The organism is Amaricoccus sp. B4, from assembly GCF_043226085.1.
In the GTDB taxonomy this organism is placed as follows: Bacteria; Pseudomonadota; Alphaproteobacteria; order Rhodobacterales; family Rhodobacteraceae; genus Amaricoccus.
In genome coordinates, this window is record NZ_CP171225.1 from 1,324,288 (window position 1) to 1,350,563 (window position 26,276).

At 64.5% G+C, this 26,276-nt stretch carries 21 protein-coding genes and 1 tRNA gene; 14 read left to right on the forward strand and 8 right to left on the reverse strand.

Translation table 11 applies throughout. The features are described 5' to 3' along the window. Positions 1–33: 33 nt before the first annotated feature. The 4 genes from tuf (ACF66B_RS06415) to rpsL are packed head-to-tail and all read right to left on the reverse strand — an operon-like array spanning position 34 to position 4,253. Complete coding sequence (gene tuf / locus ACF66B_RS06415; protein WP_392664398.1) at positions 34–1,209, reverse strand: elongation factor Tu; 1,176 nt, start codon at positions 1,207–1,209, stop codon at positions 34–36. Positions 1,210–1,256: 47 nt separating this feature from the next. Then, a complete protein-coding gene (fusA, locus tag ACF66B_RS06420) occupies positions 1,257–3,374 on the reverse strand; it encodes an elongation factor G (protein WP_111432135.1) in 2,118 nt (705 codons plus the stop codon). A 24-nt stretch (positions 3,375–3,398) separates the two neighbouring features. Then, complete coding sequence (gene rpsG, locus ACF66B_RS06425) at positions 3,399–3,869, reverse strand: 30S ribosomal protein S7 (protein ID WP_111432136.1); 471 nt, start codon at positions 3,867–3,869, stop codon at positions 3,399–3,401. A 12-nt stretch (positions 3,870–3,881) separates the two neighbouring features. Continuing rightward, a complete protein-coding gene (gene rpsL / locus ACF66B_RS06430) occupies positions 3,882–4,253 on the reverse strand; it encodes a 30S ribosomal protein S12 (RefSeq protein ID WP_111432137.1) in 372 nt (123 codons plus the stop codon). Between the two features lie 665 nt (positions 4,254–4,918). Here rpsL and tuf (ACF66B_RS06435) point away from each other — a divergent pair. The 11 genes from tuf (ACF66B_RS06435) to rpoC all read left to right on the forward strand — a co-directional run bounded on the left by tuf (ACF66B_RS06435) (position 4,919) and on the right by rpoC (position 19,372). Continuing rightward, complete coding sequence (tuf, locus tag ACF66B_RS06435; protein WP_392664398.1) at positions 4,919–6,094, forward strand: elongation factor Tu; 1,176 nt, start codon at positions 4,919–4,921, stop codon at positions 6,092–6,094. Between the two features lie 138 nt (positions 6,095–6,232). Continuing rightward, entirely contained in the window at positions 6,233–7,087 is an 855-nt protein-coding gene (locus tag ACF66B_RS06440; protein ID WP_392664402.1) for a metallophosphoesterase family protein, read from the forward strand. Between the two features lie 65 nt (positions 7,088–7,152). Continuing rightward, a tRNA-Trp gene (locus ACF66B_RS06445) sits at positions 7,153–7,228 on the forward strand. Positions 7,229–7,252: 24 nt separating this feature from the next. Continuing rightward, positions 7,253–7,450 (forward strand): preprotein translocase subunit SecE, encoded by a 198-nt coding sequence (gene secE / locus ACF66B_RS06450; RefSeq protein WP_111430932.1) that lies wholly within the window; start codon positions 7,253–7,255, stop codon positions 7,448–7,450. Positions 7,451–7,600: 150 nt separating this feature from the next. After that, positions 7,601–8,134 (forward strand): transcription termination/antitermination protein NusG, encoded by a 534-nt coding sequence (gene nusG / locus ACF66B_RS06455; protein ID WP_111430931.1) that lies wholly within the window; start codon positions 7,601–7,603, stop codon positions 8,132–8,134. 194 nt (positions 8,135–8,328) lie between these two features. Next, positions 8,329–8,757 carry a 50S ribosomal protein L11 gene (gene rplK / locus ACF66B_RS06460; protein ID WP_111430930.1) on the forward strand — a complete coding sequence of 143 codons (429 nt, stop codon included), beginning with the start codon at positions 8,329–8,331 and terminating at the stop codon, positions 8,755–8,757. A 4-nt stretch (positions 8,758–8,761) separates the two neighbouring features. Beyond that, the gene (rplA, locus tag ACF66B_RS06465; RefSeq protein WP_111430929.1) at positions 8,762–9,460 is read left to right on the forward strand and encodes a 50S ribosomal protein L1; all 699 of its coding nucleotides are present in this window, start codon (positions 8,762–8,764) and stop codon (positions 9,458–9,460) included. A 280-nt stretch (positions 9,461–9,740) separates the two neighbouring features. Continuing rightward, positions 9,741–10,256 carry a 50S ribosomal protein L10 gene (gene rplJ / locus ACF66B_RS06470; RefSeq protein WP_111430928.1) on the forward strand — a complete coding sequence of 172 codons (516 nt, stop codon included), beginning with the start codon at positions 9,741–9,743 and terminating at the stop codon, positions 10,254–10,256. Positions 10,257–10,343: 87 nt separating this feature from the next. Beyond that, positions 10,344–10,727 carry a 50S ribosomal protein L7/L12 gene (rplL, locus tag ACF66B_RS06475; RefSeq protein ID WP_111430927.1) on the forward strand — a complete coding sequence of 128 codons (384 nt, stop codon included), beginning with the start codon at positions 10,344–10,346 and terminating at the stop codon, positions 10,725–10,727. Positions 10,728–10,957: 230 nt separating this feature from the next. Further along, entirely contained in the window at positions 10,958–15,091 is a 4,134-nt protein-coding gene (rpoB, locus tag ACF66B_RS06480; RefSeq protein WP_111430926.1) for a DNA-directed RNA polymerase subunit beta, read from the forward strand. A 48-nt stretch (positions 15,092–15,139) separates the two neighbouring features. Then, positions 15,140–19,372: a DNA-directed RNA polymerase subunit beta' gene (rpoC, locus tag ACF66B_RS06485; RefSeq protein ID WP_111430925.1), complete on the forward strand. Its 4,233-nt coding sequence runs from the start codon at positions 15,140–15,142 to the stop codon at positions 19,370–19,372. Between the two features lie 78 nt (positions 19,373–19,450). Here the strand turns inward: rpoC and ACF66B_RS06490 are convergent, their stop codons facing one another. Next, the gene (locus ACF66B_RS06490; protein ID WP_111430924.1) at positions 19,451–20,344 is read right to left on the reverse strand and encodes a c-type cytochrome; all 894 of its coding nucleotides are present in this window, start codon (positions 20,342–20,344) and stop codon (positions 19,451–19,453) included. Positions 20,345–20,623: 279 nt separating this feature from the next. Here ACF66B_RS06490 and metG point away from each other — a divergent pair, with 279 nt between their 5' ends. Continuing rightward, positions 20,624–22,339: a methionine--tRNA ligase gene (gene metG, locus ACF66B_RS06495; RefSeq protein ID WP_111430923.1), complete on the forward strand. Its 1,716-nt coding sequence runs from the start codon at positions 20,624–20,626 to the stop codon at positions 22,337–22,339. A 61-nt stretch (positions 22,340–22,400) separates the two neighbouring features. On the opposite strand, the gene ACF66B_RS06500 is transcribed toward metG, so the two are convergent. Continuing rightward, the gene (locus tag ACF66B_RS06500; RefSeq protein ID WP_111430922.1) at positions 22,401–23,165 is read right to left on the reverse strand and encodes an HAD family acid phosphatase; all 765 of its coding nucleotides are present in this window, start codon (positions 23,163–23,165) and stop codon (positions 22,401–22,403) included. Positions 23,166–23,300: 135 nt separating this feature from the next. Here ACF66B_RS06500 and ACF66B_RS06505 point away from each other — a divergent pair, with 135 nt between their 5' ends. Together ACF66B_RS06505 and ACF66B_RS06510 are read left to right on the forward strand one after the other, a co-directional pair. Continuing rightward, positions 23,301–23,450 carry a hypothetical protein gene (locus tag ACF66B_RS06505; RefSeq protein WP_162683354.1) on the forward strand — a complete coding sequence of 50 codons (150 nt, stop codon included), beginning with the start codon at positions 23,301–23,303 and terminating at the stop codon, positions 23,448–23,450. 114 nt (positions 23,451–23,564) lie between these two features. Next, positions 23,565–24,092: an NADPH-dependent FMN reductase gene (locus tag ACF66B_RS06510; RefSeq protein WP_111430921.1), complete on the forward strand. Its 528-nt coding sequence runs from the start codon at positions 23,565–23,567 to the stop codon at positions 24,090–24,092. A gap of 54 nt (positions 24,093–24,146) precedes the next feature. Here ACF66B_RS06510 and argF read toward each other — a convergent pair whose 3' ends face one another. Both argF and ACF66B_RS06520 read right to left on the reverse strand, forming a co-directional pair. Continuing rightward, complete coding sequence (argF, locus tag ACF66B_RS06515) at positions 24,147–25,073, reverse strand: ornithine carbamoyltransferase (protein WP_111430920.1); 927 nt, start codon at positions 25,071–25,073, stop codon at positions 24,147–24,149. Further along, positions 25,070–26,254, reverse strand: coding sequence for an aspartate aminotransferase family protein (locus tag ACF66B_RS06520; protein WP_111430919.1), 1,185 nt, complete (start codon positions 26,252–26,254; stop codon positions 25,070–25,072). The genes argF and ACF66B_RS06520 overlap by 4 nt, the downstream gene beginning before the upstream one ends. Between the last annotated feature and the right edge of the window lie 22 nt (positions 26,255–26,276).

Here is a 26,276-nt window from a genome sequence, read left to right on the forward strand (position 1 = left end):
GTGCCCCGGCTGCGGGGGAAGGCTTTCGCCCTCTTACTTGATGATCTTGGAGACGACGCCTGCGCCGACGGTGCGGCCGCCTTCACGGATGGCGAAGCGGAGCTTTTCTTCCATGGCGATGGGGGCGATGAGTTCGACGTTGAACTTCAGGTTGTCGCCCGGCATCACCATTTCGGTGCCTTCCGGCAGTTCCACGGTTCCGGTCACGTCGGTGGTGCGGAAGTAGAACTGCGGGCGGTAGTTGGCGAAGAACGGGGTGTGCCGTCCGCCTTCTTCCTTGGTGAGGATGTAGGCTTCCGCCTCGAAGTTGGTGTGCGGGGTGACCGAGCCGGGCTTGGAGAGCACCTGGCCGCGCTCGATGCCTTCACGCTCGACGCCGCGCAGCAGGAGGCCGACGTTGTCGCCCGCCTGGCCCTGGTCGAGCAGCTTGCGGAACATCTCGACACCGGTGCAGGTGGTCTTCTTCGACGGACGGATGCCGACGATCTCGATTTCGTCGCCCACCTTCACGATGCCGCGCTCGATGCGGCCCGTCGCCACGGTGCCGCGGCCGGAGATCGAGAACACGTCCTCGACCGGCATCAGGAAGGGCTGGTCCACCGGACGCTCGGGCGTCGGGATGTATTCGTCGACCGCCGCCATCAGTTCGCGGATCTTGTTCTCGCCGATTTCCGGATCACGGCCTTCCATCGCCGCCAGCGCGGAGCCCGCGATGATCGGGATGTCGTCGCCCGGGAACTCGTAGGAGGTCAGAAGCTCGCGCACTTCCATCTCGACGAGCTCGAGAAGCTCCTCGTCATCGACCTGGTCGACCTTGTTGAGGAACACCACCATCGCCGGAACACCGACCTGCTTGGCCAGCAGGATGTGCTCGCGGGTCTGCGGCATCGGGCCATCGGCCGCGTTCACCACCAGGATCGCGCCGTCCATCTGCGCCGCGCCCGTGATCATGTTCTTCACGTAGTCCGCGTGGCCGGGGCAGTCGACGTGGGCGTAGTGACGCGCGTCCGTCTCATACTCCACATGCGCCGTCGAGATCGTGATCCCGCGCGCCTTTTCCTCGGGGGCCGCGTCGATCTGGTCATACGCCTTGAAGTCACCGAAATACTTCGTGATCGCCGCCGTCAGCGTCGTCTTGCCGTGGTCAACGTGGCCGATCGTGCCGATGTTAACATGCGGCTTCGTGCGCTCAAACTTTGCCTTCGCCATAATGGCTCTCCTTCATTCTCCGGGACCCGGGGCCCGCTTGTTCCTGCTCAGGCGTATTTGGCCTGGATCTCATCCGAAATGTTCTGCGGCACCGCTTCGTAGTGGTCGAACTGCATCGTGAACTGCGCACGGCCCGAGGACATCGAGCGCAGCGTGTTGATGTAGCCGAACATGTTCGCAAGCGGGACCATCGCGGCGATCGCGATCGCGTTGCCGCGGGTGTCCTGGCCCTGGACCTGGCCACGGCGGCTGGTGAGGTCACCGATGATGCCGCCGGTGTAATCCTCGGGCGTCACGACCTCGACCTTCATCACCGGCTCGAGCAGCTTCGCGCCGGCCTTCTTGAGGCCTTCACGCATTGCCGCACGCGCCGCGATCTCGAAGGCGAGAACGCTCGAGTCGACGTCGTGGAACGCACCGTCGATCAGCGCGACCTTGAAGTCGATGACCGGGAAGCCCGCGAGCGGACCCGAATCCATGACGGACTGGATGCCCTTCTCGACGCCGGGGATGTATTCCTTCGGAACCGAGCCGCCGACGATCTTGCTCTCGAAGCTGTAGCCTTCGCCGGGCTCGGTCGGGGTGATGACGAGCTTGACGCGGGCGAACTGGCCCGAACCGCCGGACTGCTTCTTGTGCGTGTAGTCGATTTCGGCCTGCTTGCTGATCGTTTCACGATAGGCAACCTGCGGCGCGCCGATGTTGGCCTCGACCTTGAACTCGCGCTTCAGGCGATCGACGAGAATGTCGAGGTGAAGCTCGCCCATCCCCTTCATGATCGTCTGACCGCTTTCGATGTCGGTCTCGACGCGGAACGACGGGTCTTCTGCCGCGAGGCGCTGCAGGCCCTGCGACATCTTTTCCTGGTCGTTCTTGGTCTTCGGCTCGATGGCGATCTCGATCACCGGATCGGGGAAGGTCATCGTTTCGAGCACGACCGGCTTTGCCTTGTCGCAAATCGTGTCGCCCGTCGTGGTGTCCTTCAGACCGGCAAGCGCGATGATGTCGCCGGCAAAGGCTTCATCGATCTCTTCGCGGTTGTTCGAGTGCATCATCATCATGCGCCCGACGCGCTCGGCCTTGCCCTTGGTCGAGTTCAGGAGCTGATCGCCCTTCTTGATCATGCCCGAGTAGATGCGGGTGAAGGTGAGCGAACCGACGAACGGGTCGTTCATGATCTTGAAGGCCAGCGCCGAGAAGGGCTGGTTATCGTCCGCCGAGCGGGCGATGTTACGCACTTCTTCCTCGTCGCCCGGCAGGAAGCCCATGTAGGCGGGCACGTCGAGCGGGCTCGGCAGGAAGTCGATCACGGCGTTCAGCATCGGCTGCACGCCCTTGTTCTTGAACGCCGAGCCGCAAAGGACGGGCACGAACTTCATCTCGAGCGTGCCCTTGCGGATCAGACGGCGCAGCGTGGGGACATCGGGCTCCTCGCCTTCGAGGTAGGCCTCCATCACGTCGTCGTCCATCTCGACGGCGATCTCGATCATCTCGGCCCGCATCTCGGCGGCCTTGTCGGCCAGCTCGGGACGGATCGGGTGATGCGCCCAGGTCGCGCCCAGATCCTCACCTTCCCACACCCATTCTTCCATGGTGATGAGGTCGATGTGGCCCGCAAGCTCGTTTTCGGCACCGATCGGGAGCTGGATCGGGCACGGGATCGCGCCGGTCCGGTCCTTGATCATGTGGACGCAGTTGAAGAAGTCCGCACCGATCTTGTCCATCTTGTTGACGAACACGATGCGCGGCACCTTGTAGCGGTCGGCCTGGCGCCACACGGTTTCGGTCTGGGGCTCAACACCGGCATTGGCGTCGAGCACGCAGACGGCACCGTCGAGCACGGCAAGCGAACGCTCGACTTCGATGGTGAAGTCAACGTGGCCGGGGGTGTCGATGATGTTGAAGCGGTGCTTCTGGCTGTCCGGAGTCTTGCCGTCTTCGGTGCGCTCCCAGAAGGTGGTCGTCGCAGCCGAGGTGATGGTGATGCCCCGCTCCTGCTCCTGCTCCATCCAGTCCATGGTCGCAGCACCGTCGTGCACTTCGCCAAGCTTGTGCGACTTGCCGGTGTAGAACAGGATCCGCTCGGTCGTGGTGGTCTTGCCGGCGTCAATATGCGCCATGATCCCGAAATTGCGGTATCTTTCGAGGGGATAGTCGCGGGCCATCGTGGGGCTCCTGAATCTCTCTGGTTACCAGCGGTAGTGGCTGAATGCCTTGTTGGCATCGGCCATCTTGTGGGTGTCTTCGCGCTTCTTCACGGCCGCGCCACGGGAGTTCGCGGCGTCGAGGAGCTCGCCGGCGAGGCGCTCTTCCATCGTGTGCTCGTTGCGGGCGCGGCTCGCCTTGATGAGCCAGCGGATCGCCAGGGCCTCGCGGCGCTCGGGGCGCACTTCGACCGGCACCTGGTAGGTCGCACCGCCGACGCGGCGGGAGCGGACCTCGACCGAGGGCTTCACGTTGTCGAGCGCTTCGTGGAACACTTCCACCGGCGCGCGGCGCAGCTTCTGCTCGACGCGGTCAAGCGCGCCATAGACGATGCCTTCGGCGGCAGACTTCTTGCCGTCGTACATCAGGTTGTTCATGAACTTCGAGAGCACGCGGTCGCCATATTTGGCGTCCGGCAGGATCTCGCGCTTCTCTGCGCTGTGACGTCGCGACATCTCTCGCTCTCCTTATTTCGGACGCTTCGCGCCGTACTTCGAGCGGCGCTGTTTGCGGTTCTTCACGCCCTGGGTATCGAGCACGCCGCGCAGGATGTGATAGCGCACACCCGGAAGGTCCTTCACGCGGCCGCCGCGAATCAGGACAACCGAATGTTCCTGAAGGTTGTGGCTCTCACCCGGGATATAGCTGATGACCTCGAAACCATTCGTCAGCCGCACCTTGGCGACCTTACGCATGGCCGAGTTCGGCTTTTTCGGCGTGGTCGTATAGACGCGCGTGCAGACGCCGCGCTTCTGAGGGCAGGCCTGCAGATGCATCGACTTCTGGCGCTTCACTTTCGGCTGCCGCGGATGGCGGATCAGCTGCTGGATCGTTGGCATTCGAGTATCAACCCCGTCTACACCGTTCATATGTCAACGGCATCGCACGCAGTTGCGCACAATGCCAAAAGTACCGCGGCCGGCTCCGCCTTCGGACCCGTCGCGGCGAAATTCCAGAGGACTGGGGTTGTGAACCCGAGTCATGACCGCCCAATTGTGGCTTCAAGTTGAAAGGGCATACCCCCTTCCAGAGCGGGCGGAAACTAGGCGCAGACGGAATCATTGTCAACCGATTACCGCCCGGAAAGAGGACAAAAGCCCGGTTCCGGCCAAGCCTCTGAAACGGAAGCGGGAATCCGGGCGCGCCTCCCGGCGCCCGACCAGCCGCCGCCACATCCGCTCCCGTGCCCGGGACGCCATGGCCGGAATCGGGGCGGCTCTCCGCGCCGGGGCAGCGTTCCCGAATTCGGGGCGCGCCCTACTACACCATACGCATGTGCAGCGCAGCAGGGAGCGGGAGAGATATATAGTGAGGCATCTGGTGTCAGGCAGAGCATACCCCCGCGCATGAGAGGCTTGAAATCGCTGCGCAGGCGATCATATCTTCCCGCGCGCCCGGCAGCGCCGTCGAGCAGTCTTGCCTTTTCAGGCGATTGCAACTATGCGAGCGCGCACTCAACCGGGGCGCCGAGACGCATCCCCCGCAGACCTTAGGAAAAGGGACCATGGCGAAGGCAAAGTTTGAGCGCACGAAGCCGCATGTTAACATCGGCACGATCGGCCACGTTGACCACGGCAAGACGACGCTGACGGCGGCGATCACGAAGTATTTCGGTGACTTCAAGGCGTATGACCAGATCGACGCGGCCCCCGAGGAAAAGGCGCGCGGGATCACGATCTCGACGGCGCATGTGGAGTATGAGACGGACGCGCGTCACTACGCCCACGTCGACTGCCCCGGCCACGCGGACTACGTGAAGAACATGATCACGGGCGCGGCGCAGATGGACGGCGCGATCCTGGTGGTGAACGCGGCCGATGGCCCGATGCCGCAGACCCGCGAGCACATCCTGCTGGCCAAGCAGGTCGGTGTTCCGGCGATGGTGGTGTTCCTCAACAAGGTCGACCAGGTCGATGACGAGGAGCTTCTCGAGCTCGTCGAGATGGAAGTGCGCGAGCTTCTGACCTCCTACGAGTTCCCGGGCGACGACATCCCGATCATCGCGGGCTCCGCGCTGGCGGCGATGGAAGGCCGTGATCCGGAAATCGGCGAGAACAAGATCCGCGAACTGATGGCGGCGGTCGACGAATACATCCCGACGCCCGAGCGTCCGGTGGACCAGCCCTTCCTGATGCCGGTCGAGGACGTGTTCTCGATCTCCGGCCGCGGCACCGTGGCGACGGGCCGCATCGAGCGCGGCATCGTGAAGGTGGGCGACGAAATCGAGATCGTCGGCATCCGTCCGTCGAAGAAGACCACCTGCACCGGTGTCGAGATGTTCCGCAAGCTGCTCGACCAGGGCCAGGCGGGCGACAACGTCGGCCTCCTGCTGCGCGGCGTCGAGCGTGAAGGCATCGAGCGCGGCCAGGTGCTCTCCAAGCCCGGCTCGGTCACCCCGCACACCAACTTCGAGGCGGAAGCCTACATCCTCACCAAGGAAGAAGGCGGACGGCACACCCCGTTCTTCGCCAACTACCGCCCGCAGTTCTACTTCCGCACCACCGACGTGACCGGAACCGTGGAACTGCCGGAAGGCACCGAAATGGTGATGCCGGGCGACAACCTGAAGTTCAACGTCGAACTCATCGCCCCCATCGCCATGGAAGAAAAGCTCCGCTTCGCCATCCGTGAAGGCGGCCGCACCGTCGGCGCAGGCGTCGTCTCCAAAATCATCAAGTAAGAGGGCGGGGCGCCCCGACAGGGGCGCCCGGTCCTTTGCGATGCATCTCTGCGGGCCGGTCTCCTTCGGGGGCCGGCCCGTTCCCGTCGCCGAGAGCGCCACTGGACAAGCCCGCATCGCTCGGAAATAGAAAGAGGCATGACCGACAGCAGCACACCCGAAACCGGCGGACCCCACGACATGACCGCGACGACCGATGGCCAGCGGCTCTATGCAATCGGCGACATCCATGGACGGAGCGATCTTTTGTCCGCGATGCTCGCCCGGATCCGCGGAGATCTGGCCGCGCGGCCGCATCCGGCCCCGCGCCTCATCTTCCTCGGCGATTATGTCGACCGCGGCCCCGACAGCCGCGGCGTGATCGAGACGCTGATCGCGGTGCAGGCCTCGGAGATGCCTGCGACCTTCATCCTCGGCAACCACGACAGCTACATCGAGGAATATTTCCGCGACCCGGAGTGGTATGACCGCAGCATCCACTGGCTCAATCCGCGGATGGGCGGGAACACCACCCTCGCCTCCTACGGCGTGCCGGACGCGAGCGAGCACGACCCGACGGCGACGATGGAGGCCTTCCGCGCGGCGTTTCCGGCGGAGCACATGGCCTTTCTCGACGGCTGCGACCTGCAGCAGCAGATCGGCAGCTATCTCTTCGTCCATGCCGGCATCCGACCGGGCGTGCGGCTTGACCGCCAGCTCCGCGAGGACCTGATCTGGATCCGCGAGCCGTTCCTCTCCTCGACCCGCGACTTCGGCGTCAAGGTCGTTCATGGTCACACGATCGTCGAGACGCCCGAGCATCACCCGAACCGGATCGCGATCGACACCGGAGCCTATGCGAGCAACCTGCTCACCTGCCTCTTGCTGGAAGACAGCACGGTCGCGATTCTCTCCGAAGACGGCCCTGCCCCGCTTCCTCCCGGCGCGGGACTACCCGAACCGGCGCAGCCGGCTGCAAGAAATGGACTTCGCGATCTTTTTCGCCGCTCCTGAATGCGTTCTAGCTCTTGCATCGGCCGCCAAGGCAACGTATCTGAGCCCCTGCATGCCGGCACCTTAGGGGTGTAGCTCAGTTGGTAGAGCATCGGTCTCCAAAACCGAGGGTCGTAGGTTCGAGTCCTATCGCCCCTGCCAGCATGCCAATCCACGGAGAGCTCGATGGCCAAGACCAATCCATTCCAGTTCGCCCAGCAGGTCCGGGCGGAGGCTGCCAAGGTCGTTTGGCCGAACCGCCGCGAGGTGGGTCTGACGACGATGATGGTCCTCATCATGGCCTCGCTCTTTGCGGTCTTCTTCTTCCTGGTCGATCTGGGCGTACGCTTCGGGTTGGAGACAATTCTCAGCCTCGCCTCTTGATCCCGGCGTCAACCGGCGGTATGGCACCGCCTCTTGGACGTGCTCGGGCGTGCATCGATTCGGTTGCGCGCCTCTTGCAATTTCGCGCGGGCTGCGCGGACCAAAACAAAGGGGACGGGCCGCACCGTTCCGAACTGGGGTAACGAACAGATGGCGATGCGCTGGTATTCGGTGAGCGTTCTCTCGAACTTCGAAAAGAAGGTCGCCGAAGCGATTCGCGAAGCGGTTGAGCAGCAGGAGCTTCAGGACGAGATCTCCGAAGTACTCGTGCCGACGGAAGAAGTGATCGAGATCCGCCGCGGCAAGAAGGTCCAGACCGAGAAGCGTTTCATGCCGGGCTATGTGCTCGTGCGCATGGAAATGACCGACCGTGCCTACCATCTGGTGAACTCGATCAACCGCGTCTCCGGCTTCCTGGGCCCCCAGGGCAAGCCGACGCCGATGCGCGACGCCGAGGTTGCCCGCATCGTGAACCGCGTCGAGGAAGGCATGGAACGCCCGCGTTCCATCATCACCTATCAGACCGGCGAACAGGTGAACGTGACCGACGGTCCGTTCGAAGGATTTTCCGGGCTCGTCGAGGAAGTCGACCAGCCCAACAGCCGGCTCAAGGTGTCGGTATCGATCTTCGGCCGGGCGACCCCGGTCGAGCTGGAATTCACGCAGGTCGCCAAGGCCTCGTGAGGCAGGTTGCGCGGTCGGGAAAGGTGGCGCAAGCCAAACCGTCCTGATCGTGCTCTGCCGCCAGAGCGGCCCGTGACCGCAAGGAAACGGGCGCTTCGTGGGAGGCGAGGACGGCGCGCCGTCCGGACCGGACCACATCCAGGTGAACGCCCGGGCGGACGCGTCCCCCGGTGCAGGAGAGAAAGGAAGGCCCGATGGCCAAGAAAGTAGCCGGGCAGCTCAAGCTGCAGGTGCCCGCCGGAAAGGCAAACCCGTCGCCGCCCGTCGGCCCCGCACTGGGTCAGCGCGGGATCAACATCATGGAATTCTGCAAGGCGTTCAACGCCCGCACGCAGGAGATGGAGCCGGGCAGCCCGACGCCGGTGATCATCACCTATTATACCGACAAATCCTTCTCCATGGAAGTGAAGACACCGCCGGCGTCCTTCCTTCTGAAGAAGGCGGCCAAGCTCAAGTCCGGGTCGAAGACCCCCGGCAAGGCGTCGGCCGGTTCGGTGACGATCAAGCAGGTCCGGGAAATCGCGGAAGCGAAGATGAAGGATCTGAACGCGAACGACATCGAGGCCGCGATGCAGATCATCGCCGGCTCCGCTCGCTCGATGGGCATCGAGGTGAAGGGCTAGGCTGATGGCAAAGATTGCAAAGAGACTGAAGGCCGCTCGGGCCGCGTTCGAAGGCAAGACCGACCTTTCCGTCGAGGAGGCCGTTGCGCTCGTCAAGGCGAATGCCTCGGCGAAGTTCGACGAGACGCTCGAGATCGCGATGAACCTCGGCGTCGATCCGCGTCATGCCGACCAGATGGTGCGCGGCGTCGTCGCCCTGCCGAACGGCACGGGCAAGACCGTTCGCGTCGCCGTGTTTGCGCGCGGTGCCAAGGCTGAGGAAGCCCAGGCCGCGGGTGCGGACATCGTCGGCGCCGAAGACCTGATGGAAACCATCCAGGGCGGCAAGATTGAGTTCGACCGCTGCATCGCGACGCCGGACATGATGCCGATCGTCGGCCGGCTGGGCAAGATCCTCGGCCCGCGCAACCTGATGCCGAACCCGAAGGTCGGCACGGTGACGATGGATGTCGCGACTGCGGTGCAGGCGGCCAAGGGCGGCGAAGTGCAGTTCAAGGTCGAGAAGGCCGGCGTGATCCACGGCGGCATCGGCAAGACCTCGTTCGACGAGGGCAAGCTGGTCGAGAACGTCAAGGCCTTCGTGAACGCGGTGAACAAGGCCAAGCCGGCGGGCGCCAAGGGCACCTATGTGAAGAAGATCGCGCTGTCTTCGACCATGGGTCCGGGCGTGACGGTCAGCGTCGCGAACGCGGTCGCGGAATAACGAGATTCCCCGGCGGGCGCCGGGGATGTTCCGGGCGGGGGGCCTCCTCTCGCCCGACTGTCCGAGACGGTGGGTTGGGCCGAAGGAGAGATCCGGACGCCCGGTAATTCCTGCCTGAGACGGGGAACGATCAGGATCGGTGCGGGGTTCGTCCCCGGGCGTCTTGGCGGGACCCGGAGTTAAGGACCCGAGACGCGGGACAGGGGCTGCAAGGCTCCGCGCCCGCGAAAACGAGCCGGCCGAAGGGGGTGACCCCGGAAGCCAAACTTGGAGCAACACTGTGGATAGAGCCCAGAAAGAAGCTGTGGTCGCGGAACTCGGCCAGATCTTCACGGACTCTGGTGTCGTCGTGGTCGCGCACTACGAAGGCCTTTCCGTTGCGGAAATGACCGAATTCCGGCTTCAGCTGAAGAATGCCGGCGGTTCGGTTCGCGTTGCCAAGAACAAGCTCGCCAAGATCGCCCTGCAGGGCACCCCGTCTGAAAAGATGGGCGACCTGCTTACGGGCATGACGGTGCTCGCCTATTCAGAGGACCCGGTCGCAGCGGCGAAAGCCGTGCAGGCCTTCACCAAGGACAACAAGAAGCTTGTTGTCCTCGGGGGTGCAATGGGTGGCACACCGCTCGACGAAGCCGGTGTCAAGGCCGTGTCCGAAATGCCGTCGCGCGAGGAGCTCATCGCTTCCGTCGTGGCTTGCATCGGGGCACCCGCCGCGAACATCGCTTCGGCGATTGGCGCGCCTGCCGCGAATATCGCGGGTATCCTCAAGACGCTTGAAGAGCGTGAGGCGGCTTGAACGCGAAGCAATGGATGGCCGGAGACGTGCAAGACACCCGCATGACGCCGGACAACACAAACCTGATACCTGATTGGAACGAAACAAATGGCTGACCTCAAGAAACTCGCCGAAGAAATCGTGGGGCTGACCCTCCTCGAAGCGGCTGAACTGAAGAACATCCTCAAGGACGAGTATGGCATCGAGCCCGCTGCTGGCGGCGCTGTCATGATGGCTGCTGGCCCGGCTGCCGGCGAAGCCGCCGCTGCCGAAGAGGAAAAGACCGAGTTCGACGTGATCCTGAAGGCCGCTGGCGCCCAGAAGATCAACGTCATCAAGGAAGTCCGCGCCATCACCGGCCTGGGCCTCAAGGAAGCCAAGGAACTCGTCGAGGCGGGCGGCAAGGCCGTCAAGGAAGCCGTCTCCAAGGACGAAGCCGAGGAAATCAAGAAGAAGCTCGAAGCCGCTGGTGCGGAAGTCGAGGTTAAGTGATTGAACGCAACTTAAGGTTGCGTTAACAGTTTGGGCTGGGGCCGCACGGCGTGCGGCTCCAGTTCAATGCGTCTCTGGAAGGGCCCGCGGGCCGGATCTTTCCAAAGACGCATAACTTGGTGATCCGGGCGTGTGATGTGGGAAGTCACACAGGCATTGGATCCCAGCGTCCGGCAAAGCCGAACCCCCGTTCCCCGCCGGGTGGTTCGCGTGCAAACGAGAGGTTGAGCATGGCTCTGAGGCATTCCGGTCACAAGCGCATTCGTAAATTCTATGGCAAGATCCGCGAAGTCGCGGAAATGCCGAATCTCATCGAAGTTCAGAAATCCAGTTACGATCTGTTCCTCAAGTCCGGTGACGAGCCCCTGCCGCTTGACGGCGAGGGTCTGAAGGGCGTTTTCCAGTCCGTGTTTCCGATCAAGGACTTCAACGAGACTGCTGTACTCGAATTCGTGAAGTACGAGCTCGAGGCGCCGAAATACGACGTCGACGAATGCATGCAGCGCGACATGACCTATGCCGCGCCGTTGAAGGTCACCCTGCGCCTGATCGTCTTCGAGGTCGACGAGGAAACCGGCGCGCGTTCGGTCAAGGACATCAAGGAACAGGACGTCTACATGGGCGACATGCCCCTCATGACGCCGAACGGGACGTTCATCGTGAACGGCACCGAGCGGGTGATCGTGAGCCAGATGCACCGCTCCCCCGGCGTGTTCTTCGACCATGACCGCGGCAAGACCCATTCCTCGGGCAAGCTGCTCTTCACCTCGCGCATCATCCCCTACCGCGGCTCCTGGCTCGATTTCGAATTCGATGCCAAGGACATCGTCTACGCCCGCATCGACCGGCGCCGGAAGCTTCCGGTGACGACCCTGCTCTATTCGCTCGGACTCGATCAGGAAGGCATCTGCGACGCCTATTACGACACTGTGACCTACCGGAAGGAAGGCAACAGCTGGGCGACGAAGTTCTTCCCCGACCGCATTCGCGGCACCAAGCCGGCCTATGACATCGTCAATGCAGCCGATGGCGAGGTGATCGCGCCGGCGGGCAAGAAGATCACCCCGCGCATGGTCAAGCAGTGGGTGGACGAATCGAACGTCACCGAGATCCTCGTTCCCTTCGATGCCGTCATCGGCCGTTTCTCGGCCAAGGACATCATCAACGAGGACACCGGCGAGATCTGGGTCGAGGCGGGTGACGAGCTCACCTGGGAGATCGATTCCAAGACCGGCGACATCAACGGCGGCACGCTCAAGACCCTGATCGACAACGGCATCACCGAGATCCCGACGCTCGACATCGACAACATCACCGTCGGGGCCTACATCCGCAACACCCTCGCGGTCGACAAGAACATGAACCGCGAACAGGCGCTCATGGACATCTACCGCGTGATGCGCCCCGGCGAGCCGCCGACCCTCGACGCCGCCGACACGATGTTCCAGTCGCTGTTCTTCGACAGCGAGCGCTATGACCTCTCCGCGGTCGGCCGTGTGAAGATGAACATGCGCCTCGACCTCGACGCGCCCGACACCATGCGCACGCTCCGCAACGCGGACATCATCGCCTGCATCAAGGCGCTGGTCGACCTGCGCGACGGCCGCGGCGAGATCGACGACATCGACCATCTCGGCAACCGGCGCGTGCGCTCGGTGGGCGAGCTCATGGAGAACCAGTATCGCGTCGGCCTCCTGCGGATGGAGCGGGCGATCCGCGAGCGCATGAGCTCGGTCGAGATCGACACGGTCATGCCGCAGGATCTCATCAACGCGAAGCCGGCGGCGGCGGCGGTGCGCGAATTCTTCGGCTCCTCGCAGCTCTCGCAGTTCATGGACCAGACCAACCCGCTCTCCGAGGTCACGCACAAGCGGCGTCTCTCGGCGCTCGGGCCGGGCGGTCTCACCCGCGAGCGTGCGGGCTTCGAGGTCCGTGACGTCCATCCGACCCATTACGGCCGCATGTGCCCGATCGAGACGCCGGAAGGCCCGAACATCGGTCTCATCAACTCGCTGGCCTCGTTTGCCCGGGTGAACAAGTACGGCTTCATCGAGACGCCCTACCGTCGCGTCATCGACAGCAAGGTGACCGACGAGGTCATCTACATGTCGGCGACCGAGGAAATGCGCCACACGGTTGCCCAGGCGAACGCCAACCTCGATGAGGAAGGCCGGTTCAAGAACGATCTCGTCTCGACCCGCAAGGCCGGCGACTTCATGCTGAACCCGCCGGCGAACGTGGATCTGATCGACGTCTCGCCGAAGCAGCTCGTTTCGGTTGCGGCCTCGCTCATCCCGTTCCTCGAGAACGACGACGCGAACCGCGCCCTCATGGGCTCGAACATGCAGCGTCAGGCCGTGCCGCTTCTCCGTGCCGATGCGCCTTACGTGGGCACCGGCATCGAGCAGATCGTGGCGCGCGATTCCGGGGCTGCGATCACCGCGCGGCGTGCGGGCATCATCGACCAGGTCGACGCGATGCGTATCGTGATCCGCGCAACGGAAGACGTGGCGCCGGGCGATCCGGGCGTCGACATCTACCGGCTGCGGAAGTTCCAGCGCTCGAACCAGAACACCTGCATCAACCAGCGTCCGCTGGTGAAGGTGGGTGACATCGTGCGCAAGGGCGAGTTCATCGCCGACGGCCCGTCCACGGATCTCGGCGAGCTCGCGCTCGGCAAGAACGTGCTCGTCGCCTTCATGCCGTGGAACGGCTACAACTACGAGGACTCGATCCTCATCTCCGAGCGCATCGTGAAGGACGACGTCTTCACCTCGATCCATATCGAGGAATTCGAAGTTGCCGCCCGCGACACGAAGCTCGGGCCTGAGGAAATCACCCGCGACATCCCGAACGTCGGCGAGGAAGCGCTCCGCAATCTCGACGAGGCAGGCATCGTCTATATCGGTGCCGAAGTGGGCCCGGGCGACATCCTCGTGGGCAAGATCACGCCCAAGGGCGAAAGCCCGATGACGCCGGAAGAAAAGCTCCTCCGCGCGATCTTCGGCGAGAAGGCTTCGGATGTGCGTGACACCTCCCTGCGCCTGCCGCCGGGGGATTACGGCACCGTGGTCGAGGTCCGCGTCTTCAACCGTCATGGTGTGGACAAGGACGAACGTGCGCTGCAGATCGAGCGCGAGGAGGTCGAGCGCCTCTCCCGTGACCGGGACGACGAGCTCGTCATCCTCGAGCGCAACATCTACGCCCGCCTCAAGGATCTGCTGCTCGGCAAGACTGCCGTGAAGGGCCCGAAGGGCGTCAAGGCCGGTTCGGAAATCACCGAGGAGCTGCTCGGCACGCTCTCGCGCGGCCAGTGGTGGCAGCTCGCCCTCGGCGACGATGCCGATGCCCAGGCGCAGGAAGCGCTGCACCAGCAGTTCGACGTCCAGAAGAAGGCGCTCGACCGCCGCTTCGAGGACAAGGTCGAGAAGGTGCGCCGCGGCGACGACCTGCCCCCGGGCGTGATGAAGATGGTCAAGGTCTTCATCGCGGTGAAGCGCAAGCTTCAGCCGGGCGACAAGATGGCCGGCCGTCACGGCAACAAGGGTGTCGTATCCCGCGTGGTGCCCGAGGAGGACATGCCGTTCCTCGCGGATGGCACGCCCGTCGACATCGTGCTGAACCCGCTCGGCGTGCCGAGCCGCATGAACGTCGGACAGATCCTCGAGACCCACATGGGCTGGGCCGCGCGCGGCCTCGGCAACGCGATCAATGCGAGCCTCGGCGAGTATCGCCGCACCGGGGACATGACGCCGCTCAAGGAGGCGATGAAGATCGCCTATGGGGAGGAGATCTACAACGATGTCCTCGCCGAGATGAGCAGCGACGAGTTCCTCGAGGCGGCGGGCAACGTCACGGCGGGCGTTCCGATCGCGACGCCGGTCTTCGACGGCGCGAAGGAAGCGGATGTGAACGACGCGCTCCAGCGCGCGGGCTTCGACACCTCCGGTCAGTCCATCGTCTTCGACGGCCGCACCGGCGAGCAGTTCGCACGGCCCGTCACGGTCGGCGTGAAGTATCTCCTCAAGCTGCACCACCTCGTGGACGACAAGATCCACGCGCGGAGCACCGGCCCCTACAGCCTCGTTACCCAGCAGCCGCTGGGCGGCAAGGCCCAGTTCGGCGGCCAGCGCTTCGGGGAAATGGAGGTCTGGGCCCTTGAAGCCTACGGTGCAGCCTATACGTTGCAGGAAATGCTCACCGTAAAATCCGACGACGTTGCCGGCCGGACCAAGGTCTATGAGTCGATCGTCAAGGGCGAGGACAACTTCGAGGCCGGCGTGCCGGAATCGTTCAACGTTCTCGTCAAGGAGATCCGTTCGCTCGGTCTGAACATCGAGCTCCTGGACTCGGAAGTGGAGTGAGGGCGCCCCGCGCCCTCCCTTCCCTGAAACGCGATTGAGGTCATTTACATGAACCAGGAAATCACCAACCCGTTCAATCCGGTCCAGCCGATGCGCACCTTCGACGAGATCAAGATCGGTCTCGCGAGCCCGGAACGGATTCTCTCGTGGTCCTATGGCGAGATCAAGAAGCCAGAGACCATCAACTACCGCACGTTCAAGCCCGAGCGTGACGGTCTCTTCTGCGCGCGTATCTTCGGTCCGATCAAGGACTACGAGTGCCTGTGCGGCAAGTACAAGCGCATGAAGTACCGCGGCGTCGTCTGCGAGAAGTGCGGCGTGGAAGTGACGCTCCAGAAGGTGCGCCGCGAGCGGATGGGTCACATCGAACTGGCCTCGCCCGTCGCGCACATCTGGTTCCTGAAGTCGCTGCCCTCCCGCATCGGCCTGATGCTCGACATGACGCTGCGCGATCTCGAGCGCATCCTCTACTTCGAGCAGTATGTCGTCATCGAACCGGGCCTCACGGACCTCACCCACGGTCAGCTCATGACCGAGGAGGAGTTCCTTGATGCGCAGGACCAGTATGGCGAGGACGCCTTCCGGGCCGGGATCGGCGCCGAGGCGATCCGCGAGATGCTGGCCGCCATCGACCTCGATGCCGAGGCCGAGCAGCTGCGTGCCGATCTCGCCGAGGCCACCGGCGAGCTGAAGCCCAAGAAGATCATCAAGCGGCTGAAGCTCGTCGAGAGCTTCCGCGAAAGCGGTAACCGGCCCGAGTGGATGATCATGACCGTGATACCGGTCATCCCGCCCGAACTGCGCCCGCTGGTGCCGCTCGACGGCGGCCGCTTCGCGACCTCGGACCTCAACGACCTCTACCGTCGTGTCATCAACCGGAACAACCGTCTGAAGCGGCTTCTGGAACTGCGCGCGCCTGACATCATCATCCGCAACGAAAAGCGGATGCTGCAGGAATCGGTCGATGCGCTCTTCGACAACGGCCGCCGGGGCCGCGTCATCACGGGCACCAACAAGCGCCCGCTGAAGTCGCTCTCCGACATGCTCAAGGGCAAGCAGGGCCGCTTCCGGCAGAACCTGCTCGGCAAGCGCGTCGACTTCTCCGGCCGTTCGGTGATCGTGACCGGTCCGGAGCTGAAGCTCCACCAGTGCGGGTTGCCGAAGAAGATGGCGCTCGAGCTCTTCAAGCCGTTCATCTACTCGCGGCTCGACGCGAAGGGCCTCTCCTCGACCGTCAAGCAGGCGAAGAAGCTCGTGGAGAAGGAGCGTCCAGAGGTCTGGGACATCCTCGACGAGGTGATCCGCGAGCATCCGGTGCTCCTGAACCGCGCGCCGACGCTCCACCGCCTCGGCATCCAGGCGTTCGAGCCGGTGCTGATCGAGGGCAAGGCGATCCAGCTGCACCCGCTCGTCTGCTCGGCCTTCAACGCCGACTTCGACGGCGACCAGATGGCCGTGCACGTGCCGCTCTCGCTCGAGGCGCAGCTCGAAGCCCGCGTCCTGATGATGTCCACGAACAACGTGCTTTCGCCCGCCAACGGCAAGCCGATCATCGTGCCGTCGCAGGACATGATTCTCGGGCTCTACTATCTCTCGATCATGCGCGAAGGGCAGCCCGGCGAGGGCATGGTCTTCAGCTCGATCGAGGAAGTGGATCACGCGCTGCACGCCGGCGTCGTGAACCTGCACTCGAAGATCACCGCCCGCATCGAGCAGATCGACGATGAGGGCAACTTCGTCCTGAAGCGCTTCGAGACGACGCCCGGCCGTCTCCGGATCGGCGCGCTGCTGCCGAAGAACTTCAAGACGCCCTTCGACATCGCGAACCGGCTCCTGCGCAAGAAGGAAGTCGGCGAGGTCATCGATACCGTCTACCGCCACTGCGGTCAGAAGGAGAGCGTGATCTTCTGCGACCGGATCATGTCGCTCGGCTTCACCGAGGCCTTCAAGGCCGGCATCTCCTTCGGCAAGGATGACATGGTCATTCCGGAATCGAAGTGGACGATCGTGAACAACACCCGCGATCAGGTGAAGGAATTCGAGCAGCAGTACATGGACGGGCTCATCACCCAGGGCGAGAAGTACAACAAGGTTGTCGACGCCTGGTCGCGCTGCTCGGACGAGGTCGCAACCGCGATGATGGCCGAGATCTCGGCCGTGCGCGTGGATGATGCGGGCCGCGAGCTCGAGCCCAACTCGGTCTACATGATGTCCCACTCCGGGGCACGTGGTTCGCCTGCCCAGATGAAGCAGCTCGGCGGCATGCGCGGCCTGATGGCCAAGCCTTCGGGCGAGATCATCGAGACGCCGATCGTCGCGAACTTCAAGGAAGGCCTGACCGTGCTCGAGTACTTCAACTCGACCCACGGCGCCCGGAAGGGTCTGGCCGATACCGCGCTCAAGACGGCGAACTCGGGGTATCTCACCCGCCGTCTGGTGGACGTGGCGCAGGACTGCATCGTCAAGATCGACGATTGCGGCACCGACAAGTCTATCACCGCCCGCGCGGCGATCGCGGACGGCGAGGTCGTCTCTTCGCTCGCGGAACGGATCCTCGGCCGCGTGGCCGCGGAGGACGTGCTCGATCCGAAGACGCAGCAGGTGATCTTCCATGAAGGCGACCTGATCGACGAGCGTGCGGCCGACATGATCGAAACCTCGGGCGTGCTCGAGATGCAGATCCGTTCGCCGCTGACCTGCGAGGCCGATGACGGCATCTGCGCCCAGTGCTACGGGCGCGATCTGGCCCGCGGCACCAAGGTGAACCCGGGCGAGGCCGTGGGCATCATCGCGGCGCAGTCGATCGGCGAGCCGGGCACGCAGCTCACGATGCGTACGTTCCACATCGGCGGCATCGCGCAGGGCGGCTCGCAGTCGTTCCTCGAAGCTGCCCATGGCGGCCGGCTCACTGTGCGCAATCCGAACCTCCTGACCAACGCCGACGGCGAGCAGATCGTCATGGCGCGCAACATGGAGATCGCCATCCTCGACGAGAATGGCGTGGAGCGCGCGCTGCACAAGCTCGGCTACGGCACGAAACTGCTGCAGAAGGACGGCGCAATGATCGCGCGCGGCGACAAGCTCGCCGAATGGGATCCCTACACGCTGCCGATCATCGCCGAAAAGGCCGGCGTCGCGAAGTTCGTCGATCTCACCGCGGGCATCTCCGTCCGCGAAGACACCGACGATGCGACGGGCATCAGCCAGAAGATCGTGTCGGACTGGCGCGCGGCCCCGAAGGGCAACGAGCTCAAGCCCGAGATCATCGTGATGGATCCGCTCACCGGCGAACCCGTGCGGCTCGACAACGGCAACCCCGAGACCCATGCGATGTCGGTGGACGCGATCCTCTCGGTCGAGGATGGTCAGGATGTCCGCGCCGGCGACGTGCTTGCACGTATTCCGCGCGAGGGTGCGAAGACGAAGGACATCACCGGTGGTCTGCCGCGTGTGGCCGAACTCTTCGAGGCGCGCCGTCCGAAGGATCACGCGATCATCGCGGAAATCTCGGGCTATGTGCGCTTCGGCAAGGACTTCAAGAACAAGCGCCGGATCACCATCGATCCGAACGAAGATGGCTTGGAGCCCGTCGAATACATGGTGCCGAAGGGCAAGCACATCCCGGTCCAGGAGGGCGACTACATCTCCAAGGGCGAGTACATCATGGACGGCAACCCCGCGCCGCATGACATTCTCGCCATCATGGGCGTGGAGGCGCTGGCCGATTACCTGATCGAGGAAGTGCAGGAGGTCTACCGGCTCCAGGGCGTGAAGATCAACGACAAGCACATCGAGGTGATCGTCCGGCAGATGCTGCAGAAGTGGGAGATCGCCGATTCCGGCGGGACCACGCTTCTGAAGGGCGAGCAGGTCGACAAGATCGAGTTCGACGAAGAGAACGAGAAAGCGCTGGCCCAGGGCCGCGAGCCCGCGAAGGGTGCTCCTGTCCTGCTCGGGATCACCAAGGCGAGCCTGCAGACCCGCAGCTTCATCTCGGCGGCCTCCTTCCAGGAGACCACGCGCGTGCTCACCGAAGCGGCAACGCAGGGCAAGCGCGACAAGCTCGTGGGCCTCAAGGAGAACATCATCGTCGGCCGTCTGATCCCGGCGGGCACCGGTGCCGCGACCCAGAAGGTCAAGCGCATCGCAACCGACCGCGACAACGCGATCCTCGCCCAGCGCCGCGACGAGGCGGCGGGCGTGATCGACGTGGCAGGAGAGGACAATGCCTTCGACGTGATGGGCGAAACCTCCGAGCCGATGGGTTTCGACGTCGATTAAGGCGTCGTCCGGATCGAAAGACAGGAAGAGGGGCGCGGGAAACCGCGCCCCTCTTGGCTTTCACAGGGCCCGCTGGGCCTACGGGAAGTTCTTCTGCTGGAATTCCGTGCGCGCGACCTTGTTTGAAACGGGCGGGATGGTGCGCAGATAGGCGATGACGGCGTCGAGATCCTCCTGCGTCATGTTGGCGAACCACGGATAGGGCATCGGCGGCGAGATGAGCCCGCCGTCCGCCTTCACCCCACCGGTGATCGCCTCCGCGATCTGTTCGTCGGTCCAGTTGCCGATGCCGGTCTCCGGGTCGGGGGTGATGTTGGAGGTGACAATCTCCATGCCGGGCGCAAGCGTGATCTGCATCCCGCCCGCCCCCAGCTTCGACATGTCAGGCCCGGCCGGGCCCATTGGCGTATGACATTCGAAGCAATGCGCAACGGCATTCACGATATAGCCGCCATAGGCGATCTGGTCGGAAGCAGGCGGCGCCGGGGTGCCCGCGGCGGGCGGCATCGCCTGCTGCGGAATGTTCCAGTGCGACTCCTCCACCGCATGCTTCACCGCCGGAATCGTGCGCAGATAGGCGACGATGGCCGTCACATCCGCATCCGACATGTTGTTGTAGGTTGGCACCGGCATGGGGGGAAAGATGATCTCCCCATCGGGCGAGACGCCTTCCCGGATGGCCTTGACGACCTCTTCATCGCTCCAGCCGCCAATGCCGGTTTCCGTGTCGGGCGTGATATTGCTGGCGTAGACGTCGAAGGCGGGATCGACGATATGGAAGCCGCCGGCAAATTCCATTCCTTCGACGATCTCGAACTTCTCGTTCCGCGTGCCATGGCAGTTCGAACAGGCCGCAGGCCCGTTCACGAGATAGGCGCCGCGGGAGACGGGATCACTGTCCTCAGCAGTTGCAGGCAAGAACAAGCCGGCAGAAATCGCCACCGCGATTGCAGACACCGAGTATACGGACATTTCATGTCCTCCCTGATTTTCTTCTTGTTTGGAAACAGGACCGGAAGGGTTCAGGGAGACCGATCATTTGCAGGACCAGCTGGCTCGATGACGATTCAGGTCGCATCACCAACTTGAGTAGGAGCCACTATTCAGTATTTTGCAACTGATCTCTTCGCGCAATTTCACGAAATCCGTCATCAGCCCCGGAAAGCGCGCGCGGGACGATCCATGGCGACGTCCGTGCTGGTCCTCCGGCTGCGAATGCCCTAAGGGGGCGGGAAGACTGAAGGAGATGTCATGGCCCGGATTCTCGTCACTTCCGCCCTGCCCTACATCAACGGGATCAAGCACCTCGGCAATCTGGTCGGAAGCCAGCTTCCGGCCGATGTCTACGCCCGCTACGAGCGCGCGCGTGGCAACGAGGTGCTCTTCGTCTGTGCGACGGACGAACATGGCACACCCGCCGAGCTTGCCGCGGCGAAGACCGGCGAGCCGGTCGCCGATTATTGTGCGCGCATGTGGGGCGTGCAGAAGGAGATCGCGGACGGCTTCCGCCTTTCCTTCGACCAATTCGGCCGCTCCTCGAGCCCCTACAACCACCGGCTCACGCAGCATTTCGCGGGCAGGCTGGCCGAGGCCGGATTGATCGAGGAAGTCTCCGAAAAGCAGGTCTATTCCAACGCCGACGGCCGCTTCCTGCCCGACCGCTACATCGAGGGCACCTGCCCCAACTGCGGCTACGACCGGGCCCGCGGCGATCAGTGCGAGAACTGCACCAAGCAACTCGATCCGACCGACCTCATCAACCCGCGCTCGGCGATCTCCGGCTCGACCGATCTCGAGGTTCGCGAGACCAAGCATCTCTACCTGCGCCAGTCCGCCATGCGCGACAAGCTGCGCGACTGGATAGAGTCGAAGACCGACTGGCCGGTGCTGACCACATCCATCGCGAAGAAATGGCTCGACGACGGCGACGGGCTGCAGGACCGAGGCATCACCCGCGATCTCGACTGGGGCATTCCGGTCCGCAAGGGGACCGAGGACTGGCCGGGCATGGAAGGCAAGGTGTTCTACGTCTGGTTCGACGCGCCCATCGAATATATCGGCGCCTCGGGGGAATGGGCGGAGGCCACCGGGCAGACCGATGCCGCCTGGGAACGCTGGTGGCGGACCGACAAGGGCGCGGACGATGTGCGCTACGTCCAGTTCATGGGCAAGGACAACGTGCCCTTCCACACGCTCTCCTTCCCCTCGACGATCCTCGGCAGTGGCGAGCCATGGAAGCTCGTCGACTACATCAAGTCCTTCAATTACCTGAATTACGACGGCGGCAAGTTCTCAACGAGCCAGGGCCGCGGCGTCTTCATGGACCAGGCCCTTGCCATCCTGCCCTCCGACTACTGGCGCTGGTGGCTGATGTCGAATGTGCCGGAGACCTCGGACTCGAACTTCACCTGGGAAGGCTTCCAGGCGGGCGTGAACAAGGATCTCGCCGATGTGCTCGGCAATTTCGTCAGCCGCGTCACCAAATTCGCCCGCTCGCGCTTCGAGGAGAAGGTGCCGGAGGGCGGCGCCTACGGCGCGGCGGAAGAGGCGCTGATCGCCGAGCTCGAGACCCGCGTCCGGGCTTATGAGGGCTACATGGAGGCGATCGAGCTTCGCAAGGGGGCGCAGGAGCTCCGCGCGATCTGGGCAGCGGGCAACGAATATCTCCAGGCGGCCGCGCCCTGGGCCGCGTTCAAGACCGAGCCGGAGCGGGCAGCGGCGATCGTGCGGCTCTCGCTCAATCTCGTGCGGCTCTACGCCGTGCTGTCGCGGCCCTTCATTCCGGACGCCTCGAAAGCGATGCTGGCGACCTTCGGGCTCGAGACGGCCGGCTGGCCGGGCTCCGTCGCCGAGGCGCTCGGCGCCCTGAAGCCGGGTCAGGCCTTCACCACGCCGGAGGTGCTCTTTGCCAAGATCACCGACGAGGCGCGGGAAGGGTTTGCCGCGCAATTCGCCGGCACGGCCTGATCGCGGGCATGAGAGAGCGGGCCCCGCTCTCTCGTCTGTCGCCGGGCTCAGACGGAACGGCCTACCATTCCTCGATGACGGTTTCGGCGTCCCAGGCGTCGAGCGGCGCCTCGGACCAGGTGCCGTAACCCGCGTTGGGGAATACGATCCATTCCTTGCCCCATTTCGCCGCCTCGGCGTCCACGGTTTCCTTCTGCGCATCGAGCGGGGTCTTGCGGAAGCGCCCGTCGAAATCGTGAAGCGTATCGCCGAGCAGCAGGACGATCTCGTGATCGGCGCTGACGATCTCCCGGCGCTCGACCTTGGGCGGCCCGAGGAGCAGGACGGACTCCTCGCTCACCTGTGGCAGTCCGAGCTCCTCGAGCGTTTCAAGCGTGTGGGATTTCTGCTCGTCCGAGCGGTCTGAAATGTAGCGGATCGTCACGCCGAGGCTGTCCGCGTGATCGAGGAAGGCCTTGGCGCCGGGAATGAGACCGGGATGCCCGTCGCGCTCCCAGGGCAGCCAGGTGTCCCAGGCATCATACATGTGACAATTGGCGAGATCACGGGCGAGAAGGGCGCTGTTGTCGATGACCGTCTCGTCGAGATCGGTGACGACGGCGAGCCTTGCCGGGTCCTCGGCGCCCTCCACGGCGGCATCGAGCCGTTCCGTGGCGATGTTGTAGGCCTGAAGCTGGAGAGCGCGGACCTCGGCGGACTGCTGCTGGTAGCGCAGGGCCATGGTGAATTCGGCAACCGGGCAGTCGCCTTCGGCCTCCTGCGCGAAGGCCGGCGCTGCGGCCAGCAGGGCTCCGGCGATCGTTGCGGACTTGAGACAGATGTTCATGGTGCTCCCTACCCCTTTGAAGTCTTTCACGGACGCCCGACGATAGAGAGACAGGGCGGCGGCGGAAAGCCCCATACCGCCCGAGAGACAGCGCCCCCTGATCAGCGGTCCGGGGCGCGAGACTGGAGGACGCGCATGTTTCCGATCCGCGACCACGATCCGTTCCTCACGGCGTCCTGGGGGATGATCGGGGCGAATGCCGGGGCCTTCCGGCTCACCCTCCCGGTCGGGATCCGGTGGCGGAAGACGCCGATCCCGGAGGTCCGGCGGGACCGGAAATGGTGATTTCGGACTGTCTGGAATCGATATGGAATCCGTATGGAATTTATATGGCAATTTGCCATGCAACCGCAGCCGGCCTAAAGCGCTGCTTGCCGCGCGCAGCACGGGACATGACACATGAGATTTCTCGCCATCTCGGGCAGCGCCCGGCGTGCCTCGACCAACACGGCGCTGCTCGCGGCGGTGGCGGAGCTTGCACGGCCCGCACACGAGGTGACGGTCTTCTCCAGGCTCGCGGATCTGCCGGTCTTTTCGCCCGACCGCGAGGCGGAGCCCCTGCCCGCTCGTGTACAGGCCTTTGCCGACCTGATCCGGGCGAACGACGGGGTGATCCTGTCGAGCCCGGAATATGTCCGGGCCATTCCGGGCGGGCTCAAGAATGCGATCGACTGGCTCGTGTCGCGCGACGAGATCGTCGCCAAGCCCATCGCGCTCCTCCATGCCTCGCATCGCGGCGACGACATGCTGGCGCAACTGCGGCTGGTGCTCTCGACCGTCAGCCAGCGCTTCGCCACGGATCTGTTCCTGAGGTTCGCGTTCATGAAGCTCGCGCCGGACGATATCGCCGAGCGCATGGCACGGCCGGAAAACCGCGCCGCAGTGGCAGCGTATCTCGAGGGCTTCGCGAGTTACTGCCGCCGGTGAGCGCGCCCCGCCCGCCGGGATCGGCGGGCAGAGCCTCGTGCGTCGTGGCCGGCCTCAGAGGCGGAGGCACCAGCGCATGATCGCCTTCTGGGCGTGCAGACGGTTCTCGGCCTCGTCGAAGATCACCGAGTGCGGGCCGTCCATCACCGTGTCGGTTGCCTCCTCGCCGCGATGGGCGGGCAGACAATGCATGAAGAGCGTCTCGCGCCCGGTTGCCGCCATCAGCGCGTTGTTGACCTGATAGGGCCGCAGCAGCGCATGGCGGCGCTGACGCGCGCTTTCCGGGTCATGCATCGAGAGCCAGGTGTCGGTGACGATGAGATCGGCGCCTTCCGCGGCCTTCAGCGGGTCGCGTTCGATCGTGACGGTGACGCCACGGCCGCGGGCGAAGGCCACCGCGTCCGGGTTCGGGTCAAGCACCTCGGGCCCGGTGAAGGTGAGGTCGAAGCCGAACTGGCCCGCGGCATGCAGGAAGGAGGTGCAGACGTTGTTGCCGTCGCCCGCCCAGACCACCTTGGCGCCGGTGATCGGGCCGCGATGTTCCTCGAAGGTGAGGATGTCGGCCATGATCTGGCAGGGGTGGCTTGCATCCGTCAGGCCGTTGATGACCGGCACGGCAGAATGCGCGGCGAGCTCGACCAGCGTCTGTTCCTCGAAGGTACGGATCATGATGAGATCGACGTAGCGCGAGAGCACGCGGGCGGTGTCGGCGATGGTCTCGCCATGGCCGAGCTGCATGTCCTTGCCGGAGAGCACCAGCGTCTGGCCGCCAAGCTGGCGGGCGCCGACATCGAAGCTCACGCGGGTGCGCGTCGAGGGTTTCTCGAAGATGAGCGCGACCATGCGGCCCTCGAAGGGCGCGCCGTCGTCGACCGTCCCTCTCGGCAGGCCGGTGCGCGCCGTCTTCATCGCCGCGGCCTGGGTCAGGATGCCGCGCAGCTCCTCGGGCGGGAGGGTGTGAAGGTCGAGAAAATGTCTCATGCGGTCGCTCCCTTCTCCACGGCCGCCGCAGCGCTTTCGAGGCGGCGGAGACCTTCGTCCACCTCGACGTCGGTCAGGTTGAGCGGCGGCAGGATGCGGATGACGTTGTCGGCCGCGGGAACCACGAGCACATGCGCGCCGTAGCCCGCCGCGACGACATCGGTATTCGTCGCACGGCATTTGACCCCGAGCATCAGCCCCTCGCCGCGCACGCTCTCGAAGACATCCGGATGCGCGGCGACGAGACCCTCGAGCCCCTGGCGGAACCGGCCCGCGGTGCGCGAGACATGGTCGAGGAACTCGGGCGTTGCGACGATATCCATCACCGCGCAACCGACCGCGCAGGCGAGCGGGTTGCCGCCATAGGTCGAGCCGTGGGTGCCGGCGGTCATGCCGCGCGCCGCCTCTTCGGTGGCGAGGCAGGCGCCGAGCGGGAAGCCGCCGCCGATACCTTTGGCCACGCACATGATGTCGGGCGTGACCCCGGCCCATTCATGGGCGAAGAGCTTGCCCGTCCGCCCCATGCCGCACTGGATCTCGTCGAAGATCAGCAGCAGGCCGTTCGCGTCGCAGAGCTCGCGCAGCGCCTTGAGGAAACCTTCGGGCGGCGTGACGATGCCGCCCTCGCCCTGGATCGGCTCGATGATGATCGCCGCAGTTTCGGGGCCGACGAGGGCGCGCACGGCGTCGAGATCGCCGTAGGGCGCCTGATCGAAGCCCGGCAGCAGCGGGCCGAAGCCCTCGGCGAGCTTGGGCGAGTTCACCGCCGAGATCGGCGCGATCGAGCGGCCGTGGAACGAGCCGTGGAAGGCGATGATCCGGTGCCGTTCGGGTTGCCCGGTGACGTGGAAATACCGCCGCGCCATCTTGAAGGCGCATTCGACCGATTCCGTGCCCGAATTGGTGAAGAACACGGTGTCGGCAAAGCTGTGCTCCACGAGCCGCTCGGCGAGCGCCTCCTGGTTCGGCACGCGGTAGAGGTTGGAGGTGTGCCAGAGGCGTCGGGCCTGCTCTTCCACGGCCTTGACGAGTGCGGGATGCGCATGACCCAGGGCGTTGACGGCGATGCCGGCGCCGAGGTCCAGGTAACGCTCCCCGCTTTCCTCAACGAGCCAGGCGCCCTCGCCTTCGACGAAGGAGAGCGGCGCCCGCGCATAGGCTGGAAGGACGGGCGAAATCACGGGATCTGACTCCTCAGTGGGC